A 23,394-nucleotide genomic window follows, 5' to 3' on the forward strand; every position below is an offset into this window, starting at 1 on the left:
GAAGATGATGAGGTTATTGACTGTATGGATGGGCGGTGTGATGCTCCTAGCGGCGTGCTTGCAAGCTACCGACTCGACGACTAGCCCAACGCAGCGGTTCACGGCTAGTAAGGATTCGCTATCCGACGTGGATACCGCTACGTTTGCGGGCGGGTGCTTTTGGTGTACCGAAGTCCAATTCCGGCAGTTGGCCGGTGTTGATACGGTTATCTCCGGTTATACTGGTGGAAAGGTAGCCAACCCCACGTATAAGCAGGTAACCACCGGGCGTACAGGCCATGCCGAAGCCATCAATGTGGTATATCGGCCCAATGAGATTTCCTATGACGAATTGCTCGAAGCATTCTTCATCGCCCACGACCCCACACAGCTTAACCGGCAGGGCAACGATATCGGTACCCAATACCGGTCGGCCATTTTTTACCACGATGATGCCGAGAAAGAAAAGGCCGAATATTACATCCGTCGGTTGGCAGAGGAAAAGGTGTACGACCAACCCATTGTCACCAAGTTGGAACCTTATACCGGTTTCTACATCGCGGAAGATTACCATCAAAATTACTATAACCTCAATCCGGAGCAGGCGTATTGCCGGTACGTCATTGTACCCAAGTTGGAGAAATTCAAAAAGGTATTCAAAGAGCGGTTAAAGAAATAAGTATCCTAATGTTTAAAACGTATATAATCTGTGACCAGCGGTTCAATGCCCTGCTGTCTGAATAGCGAGGCTATTTGCCCGCGATGGTAGGTGGAGTGGTTGATGACGTGGAACAACGTGTCCTTTATCGTGTTGACGATTGGTTTGCCGGCGGTCGTTCGGTAGGCAATTTCGCTTGCAAGATCGCCCGTCTGAAGGATGCGCTGGGTTTCCTCATGGTTGAGCCGATCTATCGTTGCAAACGTATCGATAGCGTGGTCGTCCCACACACCGTATTCCCCTTTTTTTCCCAATATCCGATGGTTCCAAATGTGATGTGCATTCAGTATGTGGCTGAATAATGCGATGGATTTGGTATCAAGGTGTGTGGATTCATGCGCATAGATAATCGCTAATTGCTGGTTGCAATGCTGGTTATACTTAAATAGGTCTTCAAAGAATGGTCTCATACAGGACAAAAATATGAAAATAGGTGGTTAATGGTGGTCACGAAGGGTAATTTCGTCAACGAGACACCTCTCTTAGATTGATAGTGGCACCATTCGAATTGGAATGCAATCACCAATATCAACCTAAAATGGCATCATTTGAACCGAAATAACTGACACCATTTGAGCCGTAGTATCCGCTATTTTTCTTTCGGTACTTTCGGACTATTTTTCTCTCTTACCCTTTGATATCCGCTTCTAGGATGTATTTGTAGCCATCATTGAAATACTCTCGCATTTTTAGGATTACATCTTTTATACTCCTGACGCTCTGTTAAGCAAAGCTACAGTCATTGTCGAGCTTGATTTACCGCCATTTGGATAAGGCACACAGCTAAGATTCATTCCCCAATCTCACATTGCCTTTTAGTACAAAATGGCCCAACTCGGCAGGTTACGGTGATTATCTGATTACCAATCTTTCTCGTCATTTGTCAGCGACCTTCGAAGGTTTTTCCGAGGCCAATTTGTGGCGCTGGTGGCTGTTTATTTTTTTATCGCCTACGTAGGTCTGCTCTGGATAAAAATTTTCACCGTGTTGCTGGATCGCTGTTTCCCTGGCCCGGTTTTCCGGTTAGTCGCCTAATATCCCAATTGTTTTGCTGTTGGTTGATTCCCGTTTTGCTCGTCTATGCATTGGCATGGTTGGTACTGGATTTACCCCAACTTACCCGGTTGGCCAACTCCACCACAGACTTCAGGGAAACGGCGGTTATCTTGATGTTTTCGTTTTGGCTTTCGATTAATATCGCGTATATATGCGCATACTTCATTGCATTGTGTCGACGTTTGCAACGAAATGCCCAACAGGGATTGCGATTGGTCCTGCTGGCACGCCAGGGTCTCATTCCCTGCCGAATGCTGCAGGACGAGCATGATACAACGGGCGGACCATTTATCGACGCGAGACCGGCGTTTAAAAAGGAGGTAGTCGCGTTGCCTGACGATCCTTCGGATGGTCGATACCATCACATTACCCCGTTTAAAACGGAATGGCTACACTACCATGAAATTTTGGAGTTCGTGCTTGTTTCGAGAACGGTATTCATGCTTCGAGAAGCACAAGACAACGAAACGGTCAAGCAACGATCCTTAAAGGCGGTGGAGATCGCCACTGGGGGCTATTTTAGAAAAGTAAACCGCAACCGGGCGATTCCACACCATCGACTCAAGCGTTGCGTGGCACACAACTGGAACTGACCCTAGCACCAAATGATGAGGTAGTCGTAGTTTCCGATGGCTACGCCAGCCAGATTAAAGGGTGGGTGCTAAGCAAAATCGGTATCGAAAAGGAGAAGGTCTATGGATAGTGGTTGCCTACCTTCCTCTATTCAATACACTGATGATTAATTTCTTCACGGTTTCCATCTCTTCTGGTTTGCTCGACGCAACGAAAAGTGTTAACGTTGCTAATCCTTCATTACTAATAGTGGGCGTATCTAAGTAATGATATAGTAAATTATTCCTTTCCAAGAATAGCAGAAAGCAAGCTGCCGCAATCCGTTTATTGCCATCGACAAAAGCATGGTTCTTAATCACCAGATAAAGAAGGGTCGCAGCCTTTTCCTCTATCGATGGATAAAAATCTTTGTCGGCAAAGCCTTTGCTGATTTGAACAATGGCACTCTGGAACCCCCCGTCTTTTTCTTTGCCGAATATGGCAGATGCAAAATCGGCTCTCATCGTATCAACCAGTTCTTTGTACTCTTCTGTGGTGGGGTAGGCGGCGGGTTTTTTGGTCATGCCGCTTTCATCCAACTGTTCGTGATCATAATCATCTAACAATTCGAGCCCCATCGCAAAATGTGCCAACCAACCTAAATGGCTATCCGTTCGCTGCTCTTCAATTGCGCGGCTTAGTATACGAATACCGTCTTTCAGTGTTCGGACCTCTTGCTGTTTCTGGGTAAGCCGCTGCTCGTTGATTGCATAACCTCGAATAAGATATTCTTTAAGTCGTTGCGTAGCCCAAATGCGGAATCGGGTACCTTGCGTTGATTTCACCCGGTAGCCTACCGATATGACAACGTCCAAATTGTAGTGTTCCACTTGGTATGCTTTTCCATCATCAGCAGTATGTGCAAATTTTGCACATACTGCCTCCTTTTTCAATTCCTGTTCCTTAAATATATTATTTACGTGCTTCGTTATTACAGAGCGTTCCCGGTCAAATAACACAACCATTTGAGCTTGTGTCAGCCAAATAGTATCCTCTTCAAACTTAACTTCTACCAGTGTTTTTCCGTCACTGCCTTGATAAATTTCGATTTGGTTTTCGGTCATGAGGTTTATATTTGTTGAGTGATAAATTATGATATGTTATGGTTTCACGATGAACCAAAGGTACATAAAATAATCTCAATATGATAATATTTTTAGTATTTGGTTTTACGAATGATTCGCGACGAATTTTGCACAAGCAGGTAAGAGATTATGGAGGTTGTGGTCATTATCAGTAACTCAAAGAATGAATACGGCGCCCTTTTGGCATCGGTGCCCTGCACGGATGTATGGGCACGGTTTGTTAATTAACGACGCTTTTTATATAACAATGATGTACATTTGCGACGAGCTAAGTTATATAACTTAAAATAATATAGGAGAAATATGGATCGTAGGGCTTCGATACGTACGTTATTGTATATTGCCGGTGGTACATTGGTGCTCCCCGCCTGTTTCCGACCCTCGGGTAGGGCCAGCATCGAGCTGACTAATTTGAAAGTGAGTGAAGATGATGAAGCGCTACTAGAGCTAGTCGTCGAAACGCTCGTCCCCGCAACGGATACACCCGGGGGGCGGGAATTGTTGTTGCACCTGTTCGTACTGAAGATGGTGGATGACTGCCATGGGCCGGAAGACCAGCAATCGTTTACCGAGGGGTTGACGGCTTTTCGGGGCTGGACGGAGAAATCCCTTGGGGTACCTTTTGCAAACGCCTTACAGGAAGCCCGCGAGTCCCTACTGAAACGTATTGAGGAGGCCGATGACGCGGTGGGTAAGTTTTTCGCTATATTGAAAAGGCGGGCAATACAGGGATACATGAACTCGAAATATGTAATGACGAACTTGGTCAAGTATGAACTGGTGCCAGGCCGGTACAATGGATACTTTCCGATGGAGACAGCCGATGCCGAAATCGTTAAAATGGAGGGACAATAGCCATGGCAAATATCGCAGTAGATAGCATAAAGGAACGTACGTTTGATGCCATCGTCATCGGGTCGGGAGCCAGTGGGGGCTGGGCGGCTAAGGAGCTGACGGAGAAAGGGCTAAAGACATTGTTGTTGGAGCGCGGACGCGATGTGGTCCATGTGAAAGACTACCCCACCACCAACCTTTACCCCTACGAATTTGAACACCGTGGGGAAATGACCCATGCGGACAAATTGGCCAACCCTATCGCCAATCGATGCTATGCTTACAAGGAAGATTCTCAACATTTTTTTGTGAAAGATGACGAGCACCCTTATGTGCAAGAAAAGGATTTCGACTGGATAAGGGGCTACCAAGTGGGCGGAAAATCCTTACTGTGGGCCCGGCAGACCCAGCGATGGAGTGAGTATGATTTCGAAGGACCTGCCCGTGATGGCTTTGTGGTAGATTGGCCCATCCGCTATGCGGATATCGCGCCTTGGTACAGCCATGTGGAGCGGTTTGTGGGTATCGCTGGCAATCGGGATGGGCTAGCGACCCTGCCCGATGGGGAATTCCTTCCCGGATATCCGCTGAATGCCGTGGAAGACCATTTCCGGAACACGGTGAACCAGCACTTTAAGGGCCGGCATATCATCAGTGCACGCTGTGCGCACCTGTCGCAACCCCAGCCTATCCATATCGAGCAAGGCCGCGTGCAGTGCCAGAACCGCAAGCTTTGCCAGCGTGGGTGCCCATTCGGCGGCTACTTCAGTAGCAATGCATCCACCATCCCCTGGGCCCAGAAAACGGGTAACCTATCACTCCGCCCCCATTCTGTGGCGCACTCGGTATTATACGATGAAGACTCGGGTAGGGCTACCGGGGTAAAGGTGATCGATACCAACTCGTTGGAAGAAATTGATTTTTATGCAAAGGTCGTTTTTGTGAACGCGTCAACCTTAAATACAAACCTTATCCTGCTCAACTCAATTTCCAACCGGTTCCCCGAGGGGTTGGGGAACGACAACGGGCTGATGGGTAAATTTGTGGCCTTCCATAATTATACGGCACGGATCAGTGCCGAATATGACGGCTTGCTCCAATATCGGACCGATGGACGAAACCCTGCAGGAGGGGGGTATATTCCCAATTTCAGGAATGTGATGAAGCAGGAAACCGATTTCCTCCGCGGTTGGGCAGCGGCGTTCGGTGCCAGTCGGTATGAGAACCGCGATAGCAGCAGCGTAGGCGATGAGTTGAAGCAGGGCCTCCTCAACAGCACGTGGAGCAACTGGCGGGTACACTCGCACATGATGGCCGAGACGATTCCGAAGGAGCAGAATCGGGTGTGGCTCGATGCAGATAAAAAAGATAAATGGGGCGTGCCCCTGTTACATGTTTCCGTCGATTATGCCGATGACGACTGGCAACGCCGGCAGGACTATTACGACCGGATGACGGAAATGTACGAGGCTGCGGGGTTCACCAATATCAAGACGCAGGACGATGGCCGCCGGCCAGGTAACGACATCCATGAGATGGGTGGTGTGCGCATGGGGCATGACCCGAAGACCTCGCTGCTGAACAAGTGGAATCAGCTGCACCTATGTAAGAACGTTTATGTGACCGACGGTGCCTGCATGACGTCCACAGCCACCCAAAACCCCACGCTCACCTACATGGCGCTGGCAGCACGTGCGGTAGACCATGCGGTGAAGGAATTGAAAATCGCGTAAATTTACAAGATGAAGAAAACGATAGCAATTACCCTGTCGCTCTTGTTTTGGTTTGCCGCAAGTTTCGCCATGCAGCCGGCGGCAGGCGATGAGCCCCTGCTCTCGTTTGGCATCATTGCCGATGCGCAGTATTGCGATTGTGAAACGGCAAATAACCGCCACTATCGCGAGTCGCTGGCAAAGCTGGACGAGGCTGTTGCCGAATTCGAGAAACGGCAAGTCGATATGGTGGTCAGTTTGGGCGATTTGATTGATCGTGACTACGGCAGTTTCCAGCCCGCCCTGGCCAAGTTGGCTAGGCTATCGATGCCCGTTTACCACGTGCTGGGCAACCATGATTTTTCGGTTGCAACGGATCGTTTAGAAGAGGTGCCGGCCGTGCTGGGGATGGAAAGCAGGTATTATGCGAACCGCATGGGTAACCTCCGGTTGATTTATCTGGATGGAAATGATGTGAGTTTATTTGCCAATGCCCCAGGAAGTACCCCTTATATCCGAGCGGAAGCATTGATCGATTCGTTGAAGGTCGCCGGTGCACCGAATGGAAAGCCGTGGAACGGCGGTTTGGGCGACGAGCAGTACCGTTGGCTCGTTTCGGAGCTTGAATCGGCAGCCGCCGCCAACGAACGGGTCATTTTGTTTTGCCACTACCCACTTTTCCCGGTGGCTGAGGCGCATAACCTGTGGGGCGACGAGCGGTTGAGGGAACTCATTTTGGGTTACCCAAACGTGATGGCCTACTTCAACGGCCATCGCCACACAGGCGATTATCACCTAGCGCAAGGGGTCCATTTCCTTAATTTCAAGGGCATGGTAGAGAGCAGCCCCAATGCATTCGCTATTGTTGACGTGTATGCGGATCGACTCGTGGTAACCGGCTATGGACGGGAAGCGTCGCGGTCGCTGAGTGTCAGTAATGACGTAACCGGTAAGTGATCGGACGGGTAATGATCCCCGTTATAAACATCCGAGAGCACCTGGTAATCTTCCACTTCGAAATGTGAGGTGAGGAAAATGTAATCGATCCGGTTTTTCGGGGTGCCTTGGAACACGCCGCCGCCCATGTTGGTGTTCTCCACGCCTTGGCGGGGTGTTTTAGTGCGGTCGTAGGCATCCCCAAGCAATGATTTTACGGCCTGAATCTGCGGTGTCTCCACGGTTGAGTTGAAATCGCCTACACAAATAACTGGCGCGTCGCCCGCAATTTCCTTGACTTTCTGAACAATGAGCGGCCCTGATTCTCTTTTGGCTTCCTCCAGCCGCCAGTAGAAATGGGCGTTGAAGAAGAAAAATTCTTCTCCTGTCTCCTTGACCTCGAATTTGGTCCACTGGCAGATACGCCGGTCGGTGGCGTCCCACCCGATACTCGGCTCATCGGGCGTCTCGCTGAGCCAGAAGACACCGCTATCGAGCACCTCAAATAAGGCGGTACGGTAAAAAGTGGCGCAATTATGCAAGTCCCCTTTGCCGCCGTAGGGGTAGGCCGTAAAGTCGAAACCCGGGAGCAGGGCCTTCAGATCGGCCAGCTGGCCGGCGTCGCCTTCCTGCGTCCCTACCACATCGAATTGGTGGGTAAGGATCACCTCCGAGACCGGCCCTTTCCGCAAGTCCCATCCATTCCCCGAGGCTTTGTCCGCATCGGCATTGTACCGGATGTTAAACGTGGCAGCACGGAATTGGGTGCCCTCAACGGAAGGCTGTTGCTCGTCGTTTGAGGTATTGCCGCACTTTACGAAAACGAGGGACAGGACGGCACATAAGTAAATGAACATTTTTTGCATGGTTTTATATTTTTAAGGTTAAGCTATCATCAATTAACATCCCACCATAGTTTGAAGTTGATATCATCACCCCCCATCCGCTCGGCAGCGGCTTGGTAGTTTTCCGGGTTATAAATCTGTTGGATACCGGGATACAGTAGCCGTGAAGGCAAGATGCCATCATTCAGCATCGAATTTGTTTTGGGTAGCACCGGATAACCCGTTCGGCGATATTCAGACCATTGCTGAAAATCCGTAAAGTATAAAGCGAGGTATTTGTGCAGCATAATACGCGATAAGCTACCGTCATAAATGGCCATGGGAGCGAGGAAATAGGTATCTTCGATGTCCTCGCCCGTAACCATGCGGATAGCCGCGCGTATGCCTTCCTTATAGAAATCTTCAGCACCGGAGAGGTGCCCTTTTTGTGCCAGTTCTGCCTTGATAAATGCAACCTCGGCATACGTAAGAATGGGTATCTGCATCGGGGGAATGACTTGCTGGTTATTCATGTATGAGGGAGAATACGAAAACGACGATTCGTCATACCCGCTGGGAATACCCTTATAGCCGATATCGGCCCCTTCCGCCCGGGCTTGGCCGACAAAAACCGGGCGCCGTGGGTCATTGAGTTTGTTGAGAATATCGATGAAAAAGGCAGATACGGCATGTTGATTGCTGAAATCGAGCGCGCGCGACCATGGAGATATATTGGGGGTGATGCCGGTAACATGGAAGACTGCCGACTCATTGACATGGTCTATAATAGGTGACGAGGCTGGGTTGGTGATGATGGCAACCATCTTGCCGTAAGCTGACGGGTCGACGTTTGACGTCCTTAACAACAATCGTAAGCGTAAGGAATTGGTGAATTTTTGCCATAGGTGTGTATCGTTTTCAAACAGGATATCGGTGCCATAGGACATACCTACTTCGTGATTATATAATGAATTAGCTCGCTCGAGATCGGTTAGGAGCTGGGTATAGATATCTGCTTGGCTGTCGTATGCCGGTTGCAAAATTCCATTTTCGGCCTGAGAAGCTTCCGAAAAAGGCACGTCTCCGAAAATATCGGTCAGGTTAGCGTATATCCATGCACGTAAGGTCAACGCGATACTGATATAATTGGAGGCTCCATCTGTCTCAGCCGCCGCAAGCATTTCGCTTACGTTCTTTGCCCATTTGTAAGAGGCATTCCATTGCGATAGCCCGGTATTTTCGAGGATTTCGTAACGTTGGACCCCCCCGTAGTATTGCGGATAGCTTAACTGCACCTGCATCAGCTGGCAGGTGATGTTGTAATTATTCCGTAAATTGGTTGATGCCATATTGTATATGATTTCATTCAATAAAGTACCCGGGCTTATCTGATCGATGAGGTTAGGGTTTTTATTGATTGTGTCGAAATTCCTCTCACATGCCATGGATAGCCATGCAATGCAAGCTATCGTCAGTAATGTTGTCCTTTTCATTTTTGGAAAATTTATATGTCTTGTATATCCTTCTCGCACGCGTACTGGTCCGTTGTTAAGTCGTTGCTGTGAAGGATTTTTTATGATGTTCTATTAAAAATCTATTTTCAAATTGCATCCATACACGGCGGTGTAGGGCATGGGCGTGATTTCAAGCCCGGGGATAAACACCGTTCCATTCATCGTCCCTGCTTCAGGGTCGAACATGGGGAATTTATCGAATACCGCTAGATTCCTGCCGAATAGGCTGATGGATAGTCCGCTAACGCGAAACCGCTCAAGATGTCGGGTGGGTATCTGATAGCCCAAGGATACTTCGCGAAGCTTGATGAAGTCGGAAGAAAACACGCCTGCTTCTGCGGTTTGGTGAACCTGGCCGTAATAGGCTTGAGGATCCACCTGGACGGTATTAGGGGCGTAAGAGCCATCCGAGTTTTTCACGACGCCGTCACCGACGATAAATCCCTCGTCTCGCCCGGGGATAGTGTTTGTCAGGGTCCCAGCCCATGACGCACGATTATATGTGCCCGAGAAAATAAGGCCGCCATATTGCCCATCCAGTGTGACACTTAAACGTAGGTTCTTATATTTCACCGTATTGGTCAATCCGGCTTTCCAATCGGCAGCTGTATTCCCGATGTATTCGGGCACGCTACCGCGGGTGGGTACACCGTTGGCGAAGACGATGTTACCGTCGGGATCACGAACGAATTTCGTTCCCCAAAGATCAGACGTGCTACCGCCTACCGTGGCAATTAAACGGCCCTGCCAAACGGTCGTTAATGTCTGCTGTTCGAGATTGTCGGTTAATGACATGATCTCGTTGTCATTAGTCGACCAATTGCCGATTACCGTCCAATCCCAGTCTGGGGTTTTTACAGGGGTACCTGTTACCACCAATTCCACACCGCGGTTGCGAACCTCGCCCGCATTGATGACACGATTGCTGTAGCCCGCCACGATATCTGCCGGCAGTGCCAGGATTTGGTTTTTCGTGCTTGACGAATAGTAGGTGGCGTCTACGCCCAGCCGGCTGCCCAATAGCTTAAGGTCAATGCCCGTTTCCCAACTGGAAGTGATCTCGGGCTTTAAATTGGCGTTAAACATCGTAGACGGCACTTCCGCCGAGCTAGGGAAGCCACTTTGGCTGTAATATTTGGTGGTTTGGTACGGGTTGGCATCACTTCCGACCCGTGCATAGGAGGCGCGGTATTTAAGGTAGTTTATCGATTGCGGTAGGTCGAACAAGTCCGATAAAATAAAACTTGAGGTAACCGAGGGATAAAAGTAAGAGTTGCTACTGGCGGGCAAGGTACTTGACCAGTCGTTGCGGCCCGTCAAATCGAGGAAAATCTTATCCTGCCACGAGAACGACGCCATACCGTATAGGCTGTTGATCTGCCGTCTCACATCGTGGGTGGTGACCAAGGGGTTGTTCACACCGTTGGCAAGGCTGTAGACCGACGGGACGATGAGCGCATCTACCGATGACATGACATTCCTACGATCGTAAGACATCCTGCTGCCACCAGCCATCACGCTGTAGTGGAAGGCATCCCCAACGCTATTTTGATAGGTGGTCAGGAAATCCGTATTAATTTCTTGGCTTGCCACATCTTGGCGGCCATAGTAACCACGAGGGTGCTTCTTGGAGGAGTAGCCACGTTGTGTCTCCCTGAGCTGGGTCAATGAATTCAATGATAGCCTCCCCATGACGTCCCAGTGCTCGGAAATCTTGATATCCGTTTTTACATTCCCTATAAGCTGGTTGCTTGTCAACGGGTTTTCATCGACATACATCAGGAAGTATGGATTGCTGGACCAGGCAGAAAATGGATTTAATTGTTCGAGGTTTTCTTTTCCCTTTTGCCATATTGGTTTATACCAATCAATATCCACGCTGGGCATAAGGAACATCATGAAATAGCCTAGCGATCCGTTACTGATACCAAATGCAGGCAAGTTTTCGCTCGTCCGGTTATTGTAGTTGAGCGATGTGGTGAGCTTAACGCGTTGGGTAACTTGGTAGTTGCCATTGAAGGAAATCGTGTTCTTCTTGAAACCGGTATTGGGTGCGATATAATTGTTGTCCGTATGTGAGATATTTAAACGCATCGACCCCTTATCATCACCGCCCTGGAAAGAGACGGCATTTTCGAAGGTTGAGCCTAGGCGGAAGAAATCCTTCATATTGTTTTTGTAAGGACGCCATAAGGTTCGTTCGGCTCCTTGTTCCTGCGTGGTGGGGTCATACTGATAGTAATATTGCCCTTCGAATTTGGGCCCATAGGCCTCGGGGGTATTGGTGCTCGGTCCGTCCTCCGAATCGCCGAAGGAATAATATGGATTACCGTTTGCATCCTTGCGGCTTGTACCCCCCGCCCCATATTCATATTGGTAGTTGGGCCAGTTGATGATATCGTCTAACAACATCGATGAGTAGACGGTAACCCCTAACTTTTGATTTTTTTGTCCGGATTTGGTCGTGATGATGAGTGCGCCATTGGCCGCTCTCGAACCGTAAAGCGCAGCTGCGGATGGGCCTTTCAATACCGTTACGCTGGCGATGTCTTCCTGGCGCAATTCGGACACGGCGTTTCCATAATCTACAGGAGCCTCTGTGCCATAGGCTGCACCGACATTATTACCGTAAGCCGTGGTCTCTTGGTCCATGGGGACTCCATCTATCACAATAAGTGCATAATTGCTTCCTGGATCGAGTGAAGTGGCACCTCTAAGCTGAATACTTTGTGAATTAATAGGGCCTGTGCCACCGGATATGATGTTTAACCCCGCCACTTTGCCTTTAAGGCCCTCTGACCAGTTGCCGGATGCGGCAGATGACAATTGTTCGGCGTTGAGTGTCTGTTGCGCATACCCCAAGGCTTTTTCCTCCCGTTTAATACCCAGTGCGGTCACGATGACTTCGTCGATATCGGCCACTGTCTGTTGGAGCGAAACATTGATGTGCTGTTTACTGCCAACGGGGACTTCCTTGGTAGCATAACCAACATATTTGAATACCAACACATCTTCGGGCGATACATGGATACTAAAGCGGCCTTGGTTGTCTGTTATCGTCTCTAGCTGTGAATTTTTTACAGAGATACTGACACCTGCCAGCGATGTGCCTAAGGAATCTTTCACTTGACCGGTTATAGGCTGCTGCGCTTTTTCGAAACGAAGGGGTTCTATTTTTCTTTTGGCGGGTTGTTCGTTTGGTTGGGTCCGATCCTTTGATATCAGTATGTTTTTGCCAGAAAGGGTGTATGTCAGGCTTTTGCTGGTCAACAACAAATCAAGGAAGTTAGCCAGGGGCATTTCATCAGCTGAAATCGTCACCGGTGGTAGCGCTTCCAGTACTTTGTTGTTGTAGAGGAAGTTATAGCCGGTTTGCTTTTTTACCAGCTGAAGAACGATAGCCATACGCTCATTGGTGGTGTGAATCGTTACCGTTTGTGACAAACCCTTTGCACTTATATGAAGTGTGCACACAACTAATAAAAAGGACAGTATCTTCATCCTCAAAGCTATTTGTCGTAATGACAGGTGAATCTTCTTTCGTTTTTTTAAAGAAGTCAAATCGTTTTGCATGGTTATACATGGAAATAGAACGCTACCTCCGTTACTTGGTACCAAAAATTGTATATCCTTTTTAGTTTACCTAAGTTTGTAGTGTTCTGGTGAGTTAATTTGTTAGTTATTCCTGGTTAACAGATCTGATCTGAACATTTTTATGGGGGAGTGCGGCAAACACTTCTCCATAATTTACGTTACCTTATTGGCCATCTTTTTTCATCATTCATTTAGTTTATTGGATTATTAATTTATTAGCAACCAGTTCCAGGTTGATTCCTGAATCTTTTAAAAATGCAAGGACAATATCAAAGTCCACCGCCCGGCTCAATTGGCCCGTAAAGTACTCTTGAGGAATTTGGCCTCTGTACTCCAATTCCAGGTTATACCATCGGGCAATTTGTTTCGCCACCTCCTCAAAGGGGGTTCGATTGAAGTTGAATTCACCTTTTTTCCATGAAATAGCTTGTTCTACATCGCCCGTTTGGATTTTCAGCTGCCGGCTTTTGCCTGCAATGGCAGCTTCTCCGGGAAGAAGCTGGAGTTGATCACGGCTGTCATTGCCGCGTACCCGAACAGAACCTTCGATGAGCGTGGTGGTGTTTAATCCGTCTTCCGAATAGGCTTTGATATTGAAGGTGGTGCCAAGGACGGTAATTTCCTGGTAATTGCTCTTCACGATGAAAGGCCTTTGCGAATCGTGCGATACCTCAAAATACGCCTCACCACTGATTTCTACTAAGCGCTCTTCTGGTGAAAATTCCTGGGGAAATTTCAAGGTGGAATTGGAGTTGAGCCATACGCGGGTTCCGTCAGATAGGGTGATTTGATATTCGCCACCTTTGGGTACCACTAAATTAAGGTGCTGTGTTTCCAAAAAGAGGTCCCCGTCAACCGCTTGGCCGTCGGCATAAAACATGCCTTCGTTTGTGACAACCAGCCCGCGTTCCTCCGTAACCTCCTGCCGGCCCCCGTTATCGGTTAATATGACCGCTTGCTTCGAGCCGGGTACCACGGCTATCTTATCATCATTGGTTTGTTGCTGAAAGAAATATAAGCTGCAAAGACCGACCATGATGATGGATGCCGCGGCAGATAGCCAAGCAATAGATTTTTTTCGACGATTGCGTTTGTTAAGCGCTATCCGATCTAATAGATCTTCAAAGGATAAGGAACGCCCTGATGCCGCATAATCGACCCAGATCGGGTCCGCTATGCCATAGCGGCCGTTACGGTCTGGTGCGAAGTCGTCTAAAAGTTTGCGATAAGCCGGATGGGTACTCGCCCATTGTTGCAATATGCGGAGTTCATCGATGGAAAGAGCATGCTGACGATACTTGTTGAGCAGATGCAGTATATGCGTTGTTCGGTCCATTCCTATCCAGTTACTTATAGAAACTAAACCGGGCGGAAAACCTTACAGAAAAAAATTATATAACCAATCCTTGCGTTTGTTGAACGCCTTTCTAAGCGTAGTGATAGCGCGGGAATAATTTACGTAAACCGTATTCTTAGACATATGGAGTGCTTCCGAAATCTCTGACGGGTTCTTACCTTCGTAGTGGCTTAACTGAATTACTTTTTGCTGGGTTTTCGGTAGTTTATGGATTTCTTTTGAAATCATTTCAAATAATTCGGCCTTTATCAGTTTGGCGTGGCTCTCGGGCTCTTCGATAAGTAAATCCGCCGAGATTTCTGCATCAAAACGTTGTTTGGCATGGGCAGAGTTCATGAAGGATAGGCAGGCATTTTTGGTGACGATATACAAATAGGCTTTGATTTTTTCTTCACTTTCGAAACGAGCGCGCCGCTGCCACAACTTCACGAAACTGTCTAGTACGATCTCCTCAACCTGCTCTTCGTTATGCTTAAGAAGGAATGATGTCGCAAAGTAATGCAGCCGCCTTTTATATTTATTAAAATAAGCCTCCAATGCAGCGGGATCTCCCTTGCGAAAATCTTTAATAGTATTTAAACCGCATTTCGACATCGACGTTGATTGGGTGGTTCAAATGTAACCCAACGGGGCGCGCAAGCCAAATTAAGTTTTTGTTAATCGGATACCGAGGTATCTTAAGTTAATTGGTTACAGCAATTCCTTTGTAAATATCGAAAATTTAATTTAAAAGTAACAGCCGAATGCAGGTAGTTTCTTATTCCGGATTAGGAACGGGCATTTTAGTCTGTTTTCTTCAACCGCTGGGCCGCCTCTGAGGCAACGAGCAATCCGGCAGCCATCATAATCACATCTTTCAATACCAGCCTGCCGGCACCCGAAAGGTATGGGAATCCGTGCCGTGGGGTGGGGAAATCACCCCCCAAGTTGGGCACATACACTTCGGGTGTGGTAATTAGGAAAGAAAGTGTAACCAGAGACATCAAAAAGGTCAGTAAGCCACCGATAACACCTAGTTTTGGCGACCAGATACCAGCTAAGGTCAATAGGCCGATAATAACAATAACCGCACCCAAGTAGTAAGAAAATAGGTACGTATTATTCGACCGGTGCCATTGGATATGCTCGGTGACGGTCTTGCCCTCCGGATTTTTATATTGCTGGTATTCTGGGGTCTCCTGGTTATAAAAGAAGCTCATCAAAGGGCTATTTGCTACAAAAGGCACGATGCCATCCGCTTCGTACTGAAAGGCCTTTAGCCCGCCGATCCAGGCCATGACAATAAAGATGGCGATTCGTGCGAAATGGATGAAGGCCCGTTGGCTGCGTGCTAAAATATCGATGAGGTTGCCCATGATGTGCTATCTTTAAGCGACAAAAATAGGGCGTCTCAGCGCTGCATCACATGGACAAATGCGGATGAGTCATGGACTTTTTTGCGCAACGATCGAAATGCCAACCTGCTCCCTGAATTTGGAAGGTGAAACGCCAACGTATTTCTTAAAATACCTGCTGAAATAATGTTCATCGCCGAACCCCAACTTGGTAGCGATTTCTTTAATGGAGAGGTATGTAAGATGCAGCAGCTTTTTTGATTCCAGTATGATGCGCTCTTGGATAAAGGAAGAAGGTACTTTGCCAAGTTGTTGTTTTATTTTCTTGCCGAAGGCATTTGGGCTAAGGTTTAGCTTTTCCGCATAGAAATGGATAGCGTGCTCTGACATAAAATGGTCTTCAAGCAGTTGTTGAAATAGCGTGCCCACCGCCCTTTGCCTCGTGTTGGCCACCGCCCTTGAATCGATTAATTGTTTTTTCGCTTTACTAGCCAGTGCCAGAATAAGTTGCAGGTATGCTTTGATAACGGAGTCGGAAAACGCGGTACCCGTCGAGCCTTCCACATGCATTTTGTGGACGATAAGTTCGATTTCCTGATAAACACGTTCGTCGATAGGGACGACGGGTTGCAGGTAAATGTTGTTGAAGAGTAGCCCATTGCAGGCTACTTCCTCCTTGTGGAATTCGATGCAATAAAAGTCGCCATGGAACAATACCCGTTTGGCAGACGGCTCGGAGGCAGATTTCCACGACAGGTGTTGGTAAGGGCTGAGGAACAATAGGGCAGTCGATTCACTCTTATGCGCCGTGAAGTCCACAACGAACTCGACTGGGGATGAAAGCAAGATGATTTGATACCATGAGCTGTCTTCCGGATGCGGATGTGCCTGTAAACCTATTGTGTCAATATGGAACAACATATTCCAAAAATAGCATAAAAGTCCCAACTATTGCCTGATGGCGACGTCCCAGATTCTTGTTCGGGTAGATTCTTTGATCCCGTCGCTCACGCGGAGGCTCACAACATAGAGGCCCGGTGCTCCGTACCGGTGCAGGGGGTGTTGTTCCGTTGAATGGCTACCATCACCGAAATCCCAGTACCATGTTGTTGCTTCGCCGATGGATTCATCGTGGAAAGTTACCGTTCGCCCATCGTTCGGATCGATGTGGAAACTCCACTCACTTTGAAGGTCTGGTAGCCAATTGGGTGTTAATGGAAGCAACGTAAACGGGATGAGATGAGATGCGTTGCCATACATCGTACGGTCGGTCCCCAAAATCCAGAATCCGGGGAGGGCACCGGGCTTATTGTCGTAATCAATCACCCCCCAACCTAGGCCAATGGTTTTGTTTTCCTCCAATTTCGAGGGGACCGAGTATTTCGGCCCGTCCGCACTTGCAAAATCGAACGGTGTGATGTAAAACTCTAAGGTAAGACGCCCGCGCCCGCCGGACTCAAAATGATAGGTATATGCCGATTGGGCATAAGGCAAAGATTTTAGCCACGTCTGTGGCCCCCACAGCATGGCCCAGTCTTTGTCGCCGGGAGGGGTGAAGATGTGGTAGTTTTGGGCATGTACTCCGTGAAACGTGAAATACGCTTCCATGAGGCTCATGGTCGTATCGGGGTGAAAACGGTCGATAAATGGACCGCCCGACCGGTCACCGTCAATAACCAGTTCAAAAATGTCGCTTGCAAGGCTGGCATGTGCGAAATTCCAATAATCATCGTAAGCTTCATAAAGGAAATACAACCGGTTGAGCCCTTTGACCCACGCTACTTTTACTTCCGCATCCATGTTCGCCGTATCAACACCCCCTTCGGGGTCGTTTACGTTGACCAATGCTGATATGCCAATCGCGAGGCTATCGGGTATAAGCCGCCAATCGGCCGCATCGCCATCAATCGAAGGGATGTGCTGCGAGGGGAATTGGTAGATGCCGAAGGCCTTGGGACGCTGTGCCCAGACCGCTTCAGTAGTAGCGATGCTGGCACAGATAAGTAATAAAATACGATGATAAATGCAGACGGAGATGCGGATCCTTTTCATATTGCTGGTGTTATCAAAACCAATCGATAGGTAAAGTTATCCTATTGATATAAACAAGCAACCTGTACCATGCTGGTTTTGAAAATCAGTATGGCGCGGGTTGCCGTAATGTAATAAAATTGATATTATTGTGGTGACTTGCTAATTAAAACCAGTTGGAGGTTTCGAGCACATGTCGTTGCTGACCTTACTTACTCGTAACACGATCCAAGTCAAACAGATCAATAGGATGTCAAATCATCGCGAATAACTGCACTGCCGGTGTGGGGGAGTGTTTAGGAATTTTGCTCAACAGTGTATTTGGACACGATAATAGTTAACACGGATGGAGGCTACCAGCTATAAAAACTTATCTGATCCCGAACTGGTAAACTTGCTTAGAAAAGGGCAGGAAGAAGCGTTTAGCGTTTTATATCAACGGCACTGGGCTACCGTATATCAACAGGTATACCGTATCCTTCGGGATGATGATGAGAGCCGAGACATTATACAGGAGATATTCAGTACCCTTTGGCTTAAGCGCGAGCAATTGGCTGAAGACACGAATATGGGGGCTTTTTTGTATGTGCAGGGACGAAACAGGGTGTTTAATCTGATTGCCAAGCAACAAGTGCGCAGAGACTACATCAATTCGATTGCCCAGTTTATGGAGCAAGCCGATATGAATGCTGTTGATCTATTGGAGGAAAAGGAAATCGCCATTCGCATTGAACAAGAGATTAATCAACTTCCCCCGCGTATGCGCGAGATTTTTACATTGAGCCGAAAGGAAGGTCATTCGCATCGGCAAATTGCCGAAATGCTTGGGCTTTCCGAACAGACGGTGAAGAAGCAAGTACAGAATGCATTGAAGATTATCAGACCAAAGTTCCAAAACTTAGGGGGGATATTGGCATTATTGTTTTTTGGCTAAATTTTTAAAAGTTTAAATTCCTATACCCCCAACGCTGTTGTTACCGGTTATACTATATATAACCGATAATGAACAGTGATAACTGAGAAAACCATAAGGCAAATTATCCGTAGGTATCTGCAGGGCGAAGCGACTGAGCGGGAGCGCGCGTTGTTGGAGAACTGGTATTACCAACAGGGACGAAAACAACCACTTAAAGAGGATGATTTACGGTTTTTGCTGGATAGCGATGCGATATTTGAAAACGTTCGTCGTAGAGCGGGGCTCGCCAACGAGGGGGGAATCCCACAAGGCCGGACATGGCGCTGGTTTCCCTATGCGGCTGCACTGGCCATCCTTCCGCTTTCGATAATATGGATTTTCTATACCAATAGTGCCGATCAGAAAACTGAAGTGGTAGCGATGGAATCTGCCGATGTGGCATCTGGGGGTAACCGGGCCAAGCTTACTTTGGCAGACGGACGCCAGATTAATCTTAGTGAAGCACAGTCGGGCATTGTGATTGGGCAAGAGCACATATTGTATGAGGACGGGTCAGAGCAACTATTGGGTTTGAAAATGGACGAAGCCGTTCCGTTGGAGCTGTCGGTACCGAGAGGGGGTACCTATCAGGTTACATTGGCAGACGGGACCCGCGTATGGCTCAATTCGGAGTCTAGACTGAGATATCCATCGCGTTTTGATAGCGATGAACGGGTAGTTGAACTGGAGGGTGAGGCCTATTTTTCCGTCACTAAAAAGGAAGGGCACCCTTGGCCATTCCGGGTAGTGGTTGATGGGCAAACCGTAGAGGTATTAGGTACCGAGTTCAATGTTTCAGCTTACCATGCGGAGCCAAAAAAGACGACACTGGTAGAAGGATCCGTCGCGGTGACCAACCCATCGTCCGGCCTCAAGCGTTCCATTTCGCCCGGAGAGCAGGCTATTGTAAACGGAACCGCATTCGATGTGGTAATGGTAGATGTTTACAAATATACGGCGTGGAAAGACGGCCTTTTTTATTTTAAACATACACCCTTCGACGAGCTGATCCGCGAGATTGCCCGCTGGTACGATGTGAAGGTAATCTACGAGGGCGCGGTTCCCAAAGAGACATTCAGTGGAAAGATGAGGCGGGAACTGTCGCTGATGACAGCGTTGGATTTGCTGGATGTTTCTGCGAAGGCAAAAATACGGTTGGAAGACCGGACATTGATTGTCCGATAACGGCTTTCCAACATGGTGTAACCAATTGTTAACTATTAATTTGAGATGATGAAGGAAAAATGACAAATCACGAAAAAGAAAGGGAAGTGCTACCAACACTCCCCTAATTGTTCAAACAGCAACAGTTTAAAATCGAAAGAAAAACCATTTAAAGCTATCTAAACGTACAAACGTAATGATAAATTATGTATTTTATCCATTGGGTAAGGCAAAAGGGCCCAATGGCATTCGCCAAATACTCCGAATTATGAGATTGACATCGTTGTTGTTAGCATTTGCATGCTTGCACCTAAGTGCGGCATCGTTGTCTCAGACGGTCACGTTGAAAGTCAAACAGCAATCGATTATCAAGGTCCTTGAAGCCATCGAGTTGCAAACGGATTACTTGGTAATCTATAACGACCAATATGTAAAGAAAGACATGCTCGTTTCACTTGATGTGAAAGACCGACCACTCGAAGTAGTGTTGGACAAAATGCTATCGCCGCGGGGATTGATTTATGAAGTAAAAGATAAAACGATAGCAATCAGTGGGCGTGCTTTTAAAAACGCGTTGCCCAAGGTCGAACTGCTTCCGATAACAGTTCCGCAGAACCGGGTGGTATCGGGCCGAGTTGTTGATGAAGCGGGAGCGCCTCTTCCGGGTGTGTCCGTCGTGGTGAAGGACCAATCTGCCATAGGAATCAGTACCGACCAGAATGGCAGGTACTCGTTGGATGTGCCCAATGGCGTAACCTTGGTATTCTCCATGATTGGATATGAAAATCAGGAAGTGCCCGTGGGCAGTAATGATCGCATGCCAGACGTTATCCTCAAGGAAGCATCCCAGCAAGTAGACGAAGTCGTGGTGGTGGCATTTGGGACACAAAAAAAGGAGAGTGTAATTGCGTCGATTACCACGGTGAATCCCTCGGATTTAAGGGTGCCTTCCAGTAACCTTACTACTTCATTTGCCGGACGTATTGCCGGTATGATATCCTATCAACGAACCGGGGAACCGGGGCAAGACAATGCACAGTTTTTCATCCGTGGCGTCACCACTTTCGGAACAGGAAAGGTAGACCCACTGGTGTTAATAGATAACGTGGAAATGACGACGGAAGACCTATCCCGTCTGACCGTGGACGATATCGCCAGTTTTTCGATTATGAAAGATGCCAATGCAACGGCATTATACGGCGCAAGAGGGGCCAATGGCGTAATTTTGGTAACAACGAAAGAAGGCCGAACAGGGGAGGTGAAGGTGCAATTCAGGGCTGAAGGATCGCTTTCAGCGCCCACCGAAAATGTGCAGTTCGCTGACCCGGTAACGTTTATGAAGCTACACAACGAAGCGGTGCGAACCAGGACGCCTGGCACGCGTTTGCCCTATGATGAAAAGAAGGTGAATTATACGGAACGGGGAATTGATCCTTTGTATTATCCCGCAGTTGATTGGCAGGATTTATTATTTGATAAGAACACATTTAATCAACGATACAACCTAAACATCAGTGGAGGCGGAAATATTGCACGGTATTATGTCGCGGCGGCTTACACAAAAGACCAAGGGATTCTAAACGTGGACGACCGACAAAATTTCAACAATAACATTGATATCAATAGGTATTCACTCAGGTCCAATGTAAATATTAATTTGACGAAAACGACAGAGGCCATCGTCCGCTTGAATGGTGTGTTTGATGATTACCAGGGACCGCTGTTTGGTGGCACAGACCTATATAATAAAGCCGTACTGGCCAACCCGGTTTACTTTTTGCCGTACTACGAACCCGACGAATCGACGATTTTCGCGAAGCATATCCTGTATGGCAATACGGCATCGGGCGATTATTTAAACCCCTATGCCGAGATGCTCAAAGGATATAAGTCAAATGACCGCTCCTCGATGTATGTCCAATTCGAGTTAAAGCAAAAATTGGATTTCATTACGAAGGGGCTTTCCGCGCGGGGGCTGTTTAACGTGAACCGCTTTGCACAATTGGAAGTGCGGCGGCAATATAGTCCGTTCTTCTATGCGCTATCGCCGCAGATAGCGGGTTTAGACGATTACCACCTTATTGCGCTCAACCCCGATGGGGGTACCGACTACCTCGACTATGTACCCGGCGACCGTAAGATGGAAAACACCATGTATGCGGAGGGAGCGTTGCAATACCAGACCAGTATTGCCGAGAAACATTCGGTCTCAGGGTTGCTGGTTGGTACGCTACGCGAACGGAAAAACAATACCTACAATACATTGCAATTGTCCCTGCCCCAACGGAATTTGGGCCTCGCCGGTAGAGCTACCTATAGTTATGACAACCGATATTTCTTGGAAGCTAATTTTGGGTACAATGGGTCGGAACGCTTCTCGAGCAATGAACGGTGGGGCTTTTTCCCGTCAGCGGGAGTGGGCTGGATCATCTCTAACGAGCCTTTCATGGAGAAGTACAGTGATGTTATTTCTAAATTAAAGCTGAGGGCTACCTATGGGCTGGTTGGGAATGATGAAATCGGATTGACGGAAGATCGCTTTTACTACTTGTCCAACGTGAATATGAATGATGGGGGCAGGGGTATCAGCTTTGGAGACACCTATGGTTATGGTCGCAGCGGGATTTCCATCTCGCGGTATGAGGACCCCTATATTACTTGGGAAATTAGCCATAAGAGCAATTTCGGCCTAGAATTGAACCTATGGAATGATTTGGAGATACAGGTGGATTACTTTAAGGAGCAACGAAGCAATATTCTCCAAACCCGGGCCGATATTCCCACTACCATGGGGCTCCAAGCCACGCCGAAAGCTAATATCGGGAAAGCAAGCGGCCAAGGGGGTGAAATCTCGGTCGACTATAGTAAGTCTTTTGCCTCGGGATTTTGGGCGATGGTGAGAGGCAACTTTTCCTATGCTTCCAGCAGATTTGAAATCTACGAAGAACCCGATTATTCCGCTACGCCGTGGAGATCGCGCGAGGGCCAGAAAATTTCCCAGCGATGGGGGTATATCGCCGAACGGCTTTTCCTGGATGATGAAGAGGTGAAAAACTCGCCACTCCAGGCATTCGGTGAATACGGTGCAGGAGATATAAAATACAAGGATATCAATAGGGATGGCCGGATAGATGAAAGTGATCAGGTGCCGATTGGCTACCCTACCACACCGGAAATCATCTATGGATTCGGGGTGTCAATGGGTTACAAAAACTTTGACCTTTCTGTTTTCTTTCAGGGCTCTGACCGCTCGTCCTTCTGGATAGACCCCGGTGCCGTTGCACCATTCGTGGCCGGAAGTACCAATATCACAACAAGTACAAACAATCGGTCGTTACTGCAAGCTATTGCAGACGATCATTGGTCGGAAGACAATCGAGACATCTATGCATTCTGGCCGCGATTATCCGAACGAGCGATCAGCAACAATAACGTAACTAGCACTTGGTGGATGCGGAACGGCTCATTTTTGCGGCTGAAGACGGCGGAGATGGGCTATACATTACCTGCGCATTATTTAGATCGTTTTGGGGTGAAGGGGGTACGCGTGTACGCTTCAGGCAGTAACCTGTTCCAATTGCGCACGTTCAAATTATGGGATCCTGAACAAGCTGGCAACGCGTTCAACTATCCGTTGCAGCGGGTTATCAACATGGGGGTGAATATAGAATTTTAGAACAACGAAACAT

At 48.0% G+C, this 23,394-nt stretch carries 20 protein-coding genes; 9 read left to right on the forward strand and 11 right to left on the reverse strand.

The window, feature by feature from the left end:
- Nucleotides 1–4 precede the first annotated feature (4 nt).
- On the forward strand, nucleotides 5–658 hold the full coding sequence (gene msrA / locus ACO1NT_RS11920; protein ID WP_449048854.1) for a peptide-methionine (S)-S-oxide reductase MsrA: 654 nt from the start codon (nucleotides 5–7) through the stop codon (nucleotides 656–658).
- Between the two features lie 5 nt (nucleotides 659–663).
- Here msrA and ACO1NT_RS11925 read toward each other — a convergent pair whose 3' ends face one another.
- Nucleotides 664–1,107, reverse strand: a complete 444-nt coding sequence (locus ACO1NT_RS11925; RefSeq protein ID WP_449048855.1) for a DinB family protein — start codon at nucleotides 1,105–1,107, stop codon at nucleotides 664–666.
- 668 nt (nucleotides 1,108–1,775) lie between these two features.
- On the reverse strand, nucleotides 1,776–1,919 hold the full coding sequence (locus ACO1NT_RS11930) for a hypothetical protein (protein ID WP_449048856.1): 144 nt from the start codon (nucleotides 1,917–1,919) through the stop codon (nucleotides 1,776–1,778).
- 16 nt (nucleotides 1,920–1,935) lie between these two features.
- Between ACO1NT_RS11930 and ACO1NT_RS11935 the strand changes: the two genes are divergently transcribed.
- Nucleotides 1,936–2,346 carry a hypothetical protein gene (locus tag ACO1NT_RS11935; RefSeq protein WP_449048857.1) on the forward strand — a complete coding sequence of 137 codons (411 nt, stop codon included), beginning with the start codon at nucleotides 1,936–1,938 and terminating at the stop codon, nucleotides 2,344–2,346.
- A complete protein-coding gene (locus ACO1NT_RS11940; protein ID WP_449048858.1) occupies nucleotides 2,322–2,456 on the forward strand; it encodes a hypothetical protein in 135 nt (44 codons plus the stop codon). Before ACO1NT_RS11935 ends, ACO1NT_RS11940 begins: the two co-directional genes overlap by 25 nt.
- 7 nt (nucleotides 2,457–2,463) lie before the next feature.
- On the opposite strand, the gene rhuM is transcribed toward ACO1NT_RS11940, so the two are convergent.
- Nucleotides 2,464–3,429 carry a RhuM family protein gene (gene rhuM, locus ACO1NT_RS11945; protein WP_449048859.1) on the reverse strand — a complete coding sequence of 322 codons (966 nt, stop codon included), beginning with the start codon at nucleotides 3,427–3,429 and terminating at the stop codon, nucleotides 2,464–2,466.
- Between the two features lie 324 nt (nucleotides 3,430–3,753).
- Between rhuM and ACO1NT_RS11950 the strand changes: the two genes are divergently transcribed.
- Genes ACO1NT_RS11950 through ACO1NT_RS11960 form a run of 3 tightly spaced genes read left to right on the forward strand, consistent with a single transcriptional unit; the run spans nucleotide 3,754 to nucleotide 6,953 of the window.
- On the forward strand, nucleotides 3,754–4,305 hold the full coding sequence (locus ACO1NT_RS11950; RefSeq protein ID WP_449048860.1) for a gluconate 2-dehydrogenase subunit 3 family protein: 552 nt from the start codon (nucleotides 3,754–3,756) through the stop codon (nucleotides 4,303–4,305).
- A 2-nt stretch (nucleotides 4,306–4,307) separates the two neighbouring features.
- Nucleotides 4,308–6,017 carry a GMC oxidoreductase gene (locus tag ACO1NT_RS11955; RefSeq protein WP_449048861.1) on the forward strand — a complete coding sequence of 570 codons (1,710 nt, stop codon included), beginning with the start codon at nucleotides 4,308–4,310 and terminating at the stop codon, nucleotides 6,015–6,017.
- A gap of 9 nt (nucleotides 6,018–6,026) precedes the next feature.
- A complete protein-coding gene (locus ACO1NT_RS11960; protein ID WP_449048862.1) occupies nucleotides 6,027–6,953 on the forward strand; it encodes a metallophosphoesterase in 927 nt (308 codons plus the stop codon).
- Here ACO1NT_RS11960 and ACO1NT_RS11965 read toward each other — a convergent pair.
- The 8 genes from ACO1NT_RS11965 to ACO1NT_RS12000 all read right to left on the reverse strand — a co-directional run bounded on the left by ACO1NT_RS11965 (nucleotide 6,896) and on the right by ACO1NT_RS12000 (nucleotide 17,607).
- Entirely contained in the window at nucleotides 6,896–7,798 is a 903-nt protein-coding gene (locus ACO1NT_RS11965; RefSeq protein WP_449048863.1) for an endonuclease/exonuclease/phosphatase family protein, read from the reverse strand. The genes ACO1NT_RS11960 and ACO1NT_RS11965 overlap by 58 nt on opposite strands.
- A 29-nt stretch (nucleotides 7,799–7,827) precedes the next feature.
- Nucleotides 7,828–9,249 carry a SusD/RagB family nutrient-binding outer membrane lipoprotein gene (locus tag ACO1NT_RS11970; RefSeq protein WP_449048864.1) on the reverse strand — a complete coding sequence of 474 codons (1,422 nt, stop codon included), beginning with the start codon at nucleotides 9,247–9,249 and terminating at the stop codon, nucleotides 7,828–7,830.
- Between the two features lie 93 nt (nucleotides 9,250–9,342).
- Nucleotides 9,343–12,675, reverse strand: a complete 3,333-nt coding sequence (locus ACO1NT_RS11975; RefSeq protein WP_449048865.1) for a SusC/RagA family TonB-linked outer membrane protein — start codon at nucleotides 12,673–12,675, stop codon at nucleotides 9,343–9,345.
- A 385-nt stretch (nucleotides 12,676–13,060) separates the two neighbouring features.
- Nucleotides 13,061–14,200 (reverse strand): FecR family protein, encoded by a 1,140-nt coding sequence (locus ACO1NT_RS11980; protein WP_449048866.1) that lies wholly within the window; start codon nucleotides 14,198–14,200, stop codon nucleotides 13,061–13,063.
- Between the two features lie 42 nt (nucleotides 14,201–14,242).
- Nucleotides 14,243–14,815, reverse strand: a complete 573-nt coding sequence (locus tag ACO1NT_RS11985) for an RNA polymerase sigma factor (protein ID WP_449048867.1) — start codon at nucleotides 14,813–14,815, stop codon at nucleotides 14,243–14,245.
- 188 nt (nucleotides 14,816–15,003) lie between these two features.
- Complete coding sequence (locus tag ACO1NT_RS11990) at nucleotides 15,004–15,576, reverse strand: DUF417 family protein (RefSeq protein WP_449048868.1); 573 nt, start codon at nucleotides 15,574–15,576, stop codon at nucleotides 15,004–15,006.
- A gap of 69 nt (nucleotides 15,577–15,645) precedes the next feature.
- Nucleotides 15,646–16,476 carry a helix-turn-helix domain-containing protein gene (locus ACO1NT_RS11995; protein ID WP_449048869.1) on the reverse strand — a complete coding sequence of 277 codons (831 nt, stop codon included), beginning with the start codon at nucleotides 16,474–16,476 and terminating at the stop codon, nucleotides 15,646–15,648.
- Between the two features lie 27 nt (nucleotides 16,477–16,503).
- A complete protein-coding gene (locus ACO1NT_RS12000; RefSeq protein WP_449048870.1) occupies nucleotides 16,504–17,607 on the reverse strand; it encodes a PKD domain-containing protein in 1,104 nt (367 codons plus the stop codon).
- Nucleotides 17,608–17,932: 325 nt separating this feature from the next.
- On the opposite strand from ACO1NT_RS12000, the gene ACO1NT_RS12005 reads away from it, so the two are divergent.
- From ACO1NT_RS12005 to ACO1NT_RS12015, 3 genes are all read left to right on the forward strand, one after another.
- On the forward strand, nucleotides 17,933–18,520 hold the full coding sequence (locus tag ACO1NT_RS12005) for an RNA polymerase sigma factor (protein ID WP_449048871.1): 588 nt from the start codon (nucleotides 17,933–17,935) through the stop codon (nucleotides 18,518–18,520).
- A 75-nt stretch (nucleotides 18,521–18,595) separates the two neighbouring features.
- Complete coding sequence (locus ACO1NT_RS12010; protein ID WP_449048872.1) at nucleotides 18,596–19,726, forward strand: FecR family protein; 1,131 nt, start codon at nucleotides 18,596–18,598, stop codon at nucleotides 19,724–19,726.
- Between the two features lie 247 nt (nucleotides 19,727–19,973).
- On the forward strand, nucleotides 19,974–23,381 hold the full coding sequence (locus ACO1NT_RS12015) for a TonB-dependent receptor (RefSeq protein WP_449048873.1): 3,408 nt from the start codon (nucleotides 19,974–19,976) through the stop codon (nucleotides 23,379–23,381).
- The last annotated feature ends 13 nt before the right edge of the window (nucleotides 23,382–23,394 follow it).

This window comes from Parapedobacter sp. (assembly GCF_053550995.1).

Excerpts from the sequence above, each read along its gene's own strand:
- ACO1NT_RS11965 (WP_449048863.1), bottom strand. The coding sequence starts at position 7,798 with ATGCAAAAAATGTTCATTTACTTATGTGCCGTCCTGTCCCTCGTTTTC.
- ACO1NT_RS11975 (WP_449048865.1), bottom strand. The coding sequence starts at position 12,675 with ATGGCTATCGTTCTTCAGCTGGTAAAAAAGCAAACCGGCTATAACTTC.
- ACO1NT_RS11950 (WP_449048860.1), top strand. The coding sequence starts at position 3,754 with ATGGATCGTAGGGCTTCGATACGTACGTTATTGTATATTGCCGGTGGT.
- ACO1NT_RS11960 (WP_449048862.1), top strand. The coding sequence starts at position 6,027 with ATGAAGAAAACGATAGCAATTACCCTGTCGCTCTTGTTTTGGTTTGCC.
- msrA (WP_449048854.1), top strand. The coding sequence starts at position 5 with ATGATGAGGTTATTGACTGTATGGATGGGCGGTGTGATGCTCCTAGCG.
- ACO1NT_RS11955 (WP_449048861.1), top strand. The coding sequence starts at position 4,308 with ATGGCAAATATCGCAGTAGATAGCATAAAGGAACGTACGTTTGATGCC.
- rhuM (WP_449048859.1), bottom strand. The coding sequence starts at position 3,429 with ATGACCGAAAACCAAATCGAAATTTATCAAGGCAGTGACGGAAAAACA.
- ACO1NT_RS12005 (WP_449048871.1), top strand. The coding sequence starts at position 17,933 with ATGGAGGCTACCAGCTATAAAAACTTATCTGATCCCGAACTGGTAAAC.
- ACO1NT_RS11990 (WP_449048868.1), bottom strand. The coding sequence starts at position 15,576 with ATGGGCAACCTCATCGATATTTTAGCACGCAGCCAACGGGCCTTCATC.
- ACO1NT_RS12015 (WP_449048873.1), top strand. The coding sequence starts at position 19,974 with ATGAGATTGACATCGTTGTTGTTAGCATTTGCATGCTTGCACCTAAGT.
- ACO1NT_RS11980 (WP_449048866.1), bottom strand. The coding sequence starts at position 14,200 with ATGGACCGAACAACGCATATACTGCATCTGCTCAACAAGTATCGTCAG.
- ACO1NT_RS11925 (WP_449048855.1), bottom strand. The coding sequence starts at position 1,107 with ATGAGACCATTCTTTGAAGACCTATTTAAGTATAACCAGCATTGCAAC.
- ACO1NT_RS11985 (WP_449048867.1), bottom strand. The coding sequence starts at position 14,815 with ATGTCGAAATGCGGTTTAAATACTATTAAAGATTTTCGCAAGGGAGAT.
- ACO1NT_RS11995 (WP_449048869.1), bottom strand. The coding sequence starts at position 16,476 with ATGTTGTTCCATATTGACACAATAGGTTTACAGGCACATCCGCATCCG.
- ACO1NT_RS11930 (WP_449048856.1), bottom strand. The coding sequence starts at position 1,919 with ATGAAGTATGCGCATATATACGCGATATTAATCGAAAGCCAAAACGAA.
- ACO1NT_RS11970 (WP_449048864.1), bottom strand. The coding sequence starts at position 9,249 with ATGAAAAGGACAACATTACTGACGATAGCTTGCATTGCATGGCTATCC.
- ACO1NT_RS12000 (WP_449048870.1), bottom strand. The coding sequence starts at position 17,607 with ATGAAAAGGATCCGCATCTCCGTCTGCATTTATCATCGTATTTTATTA.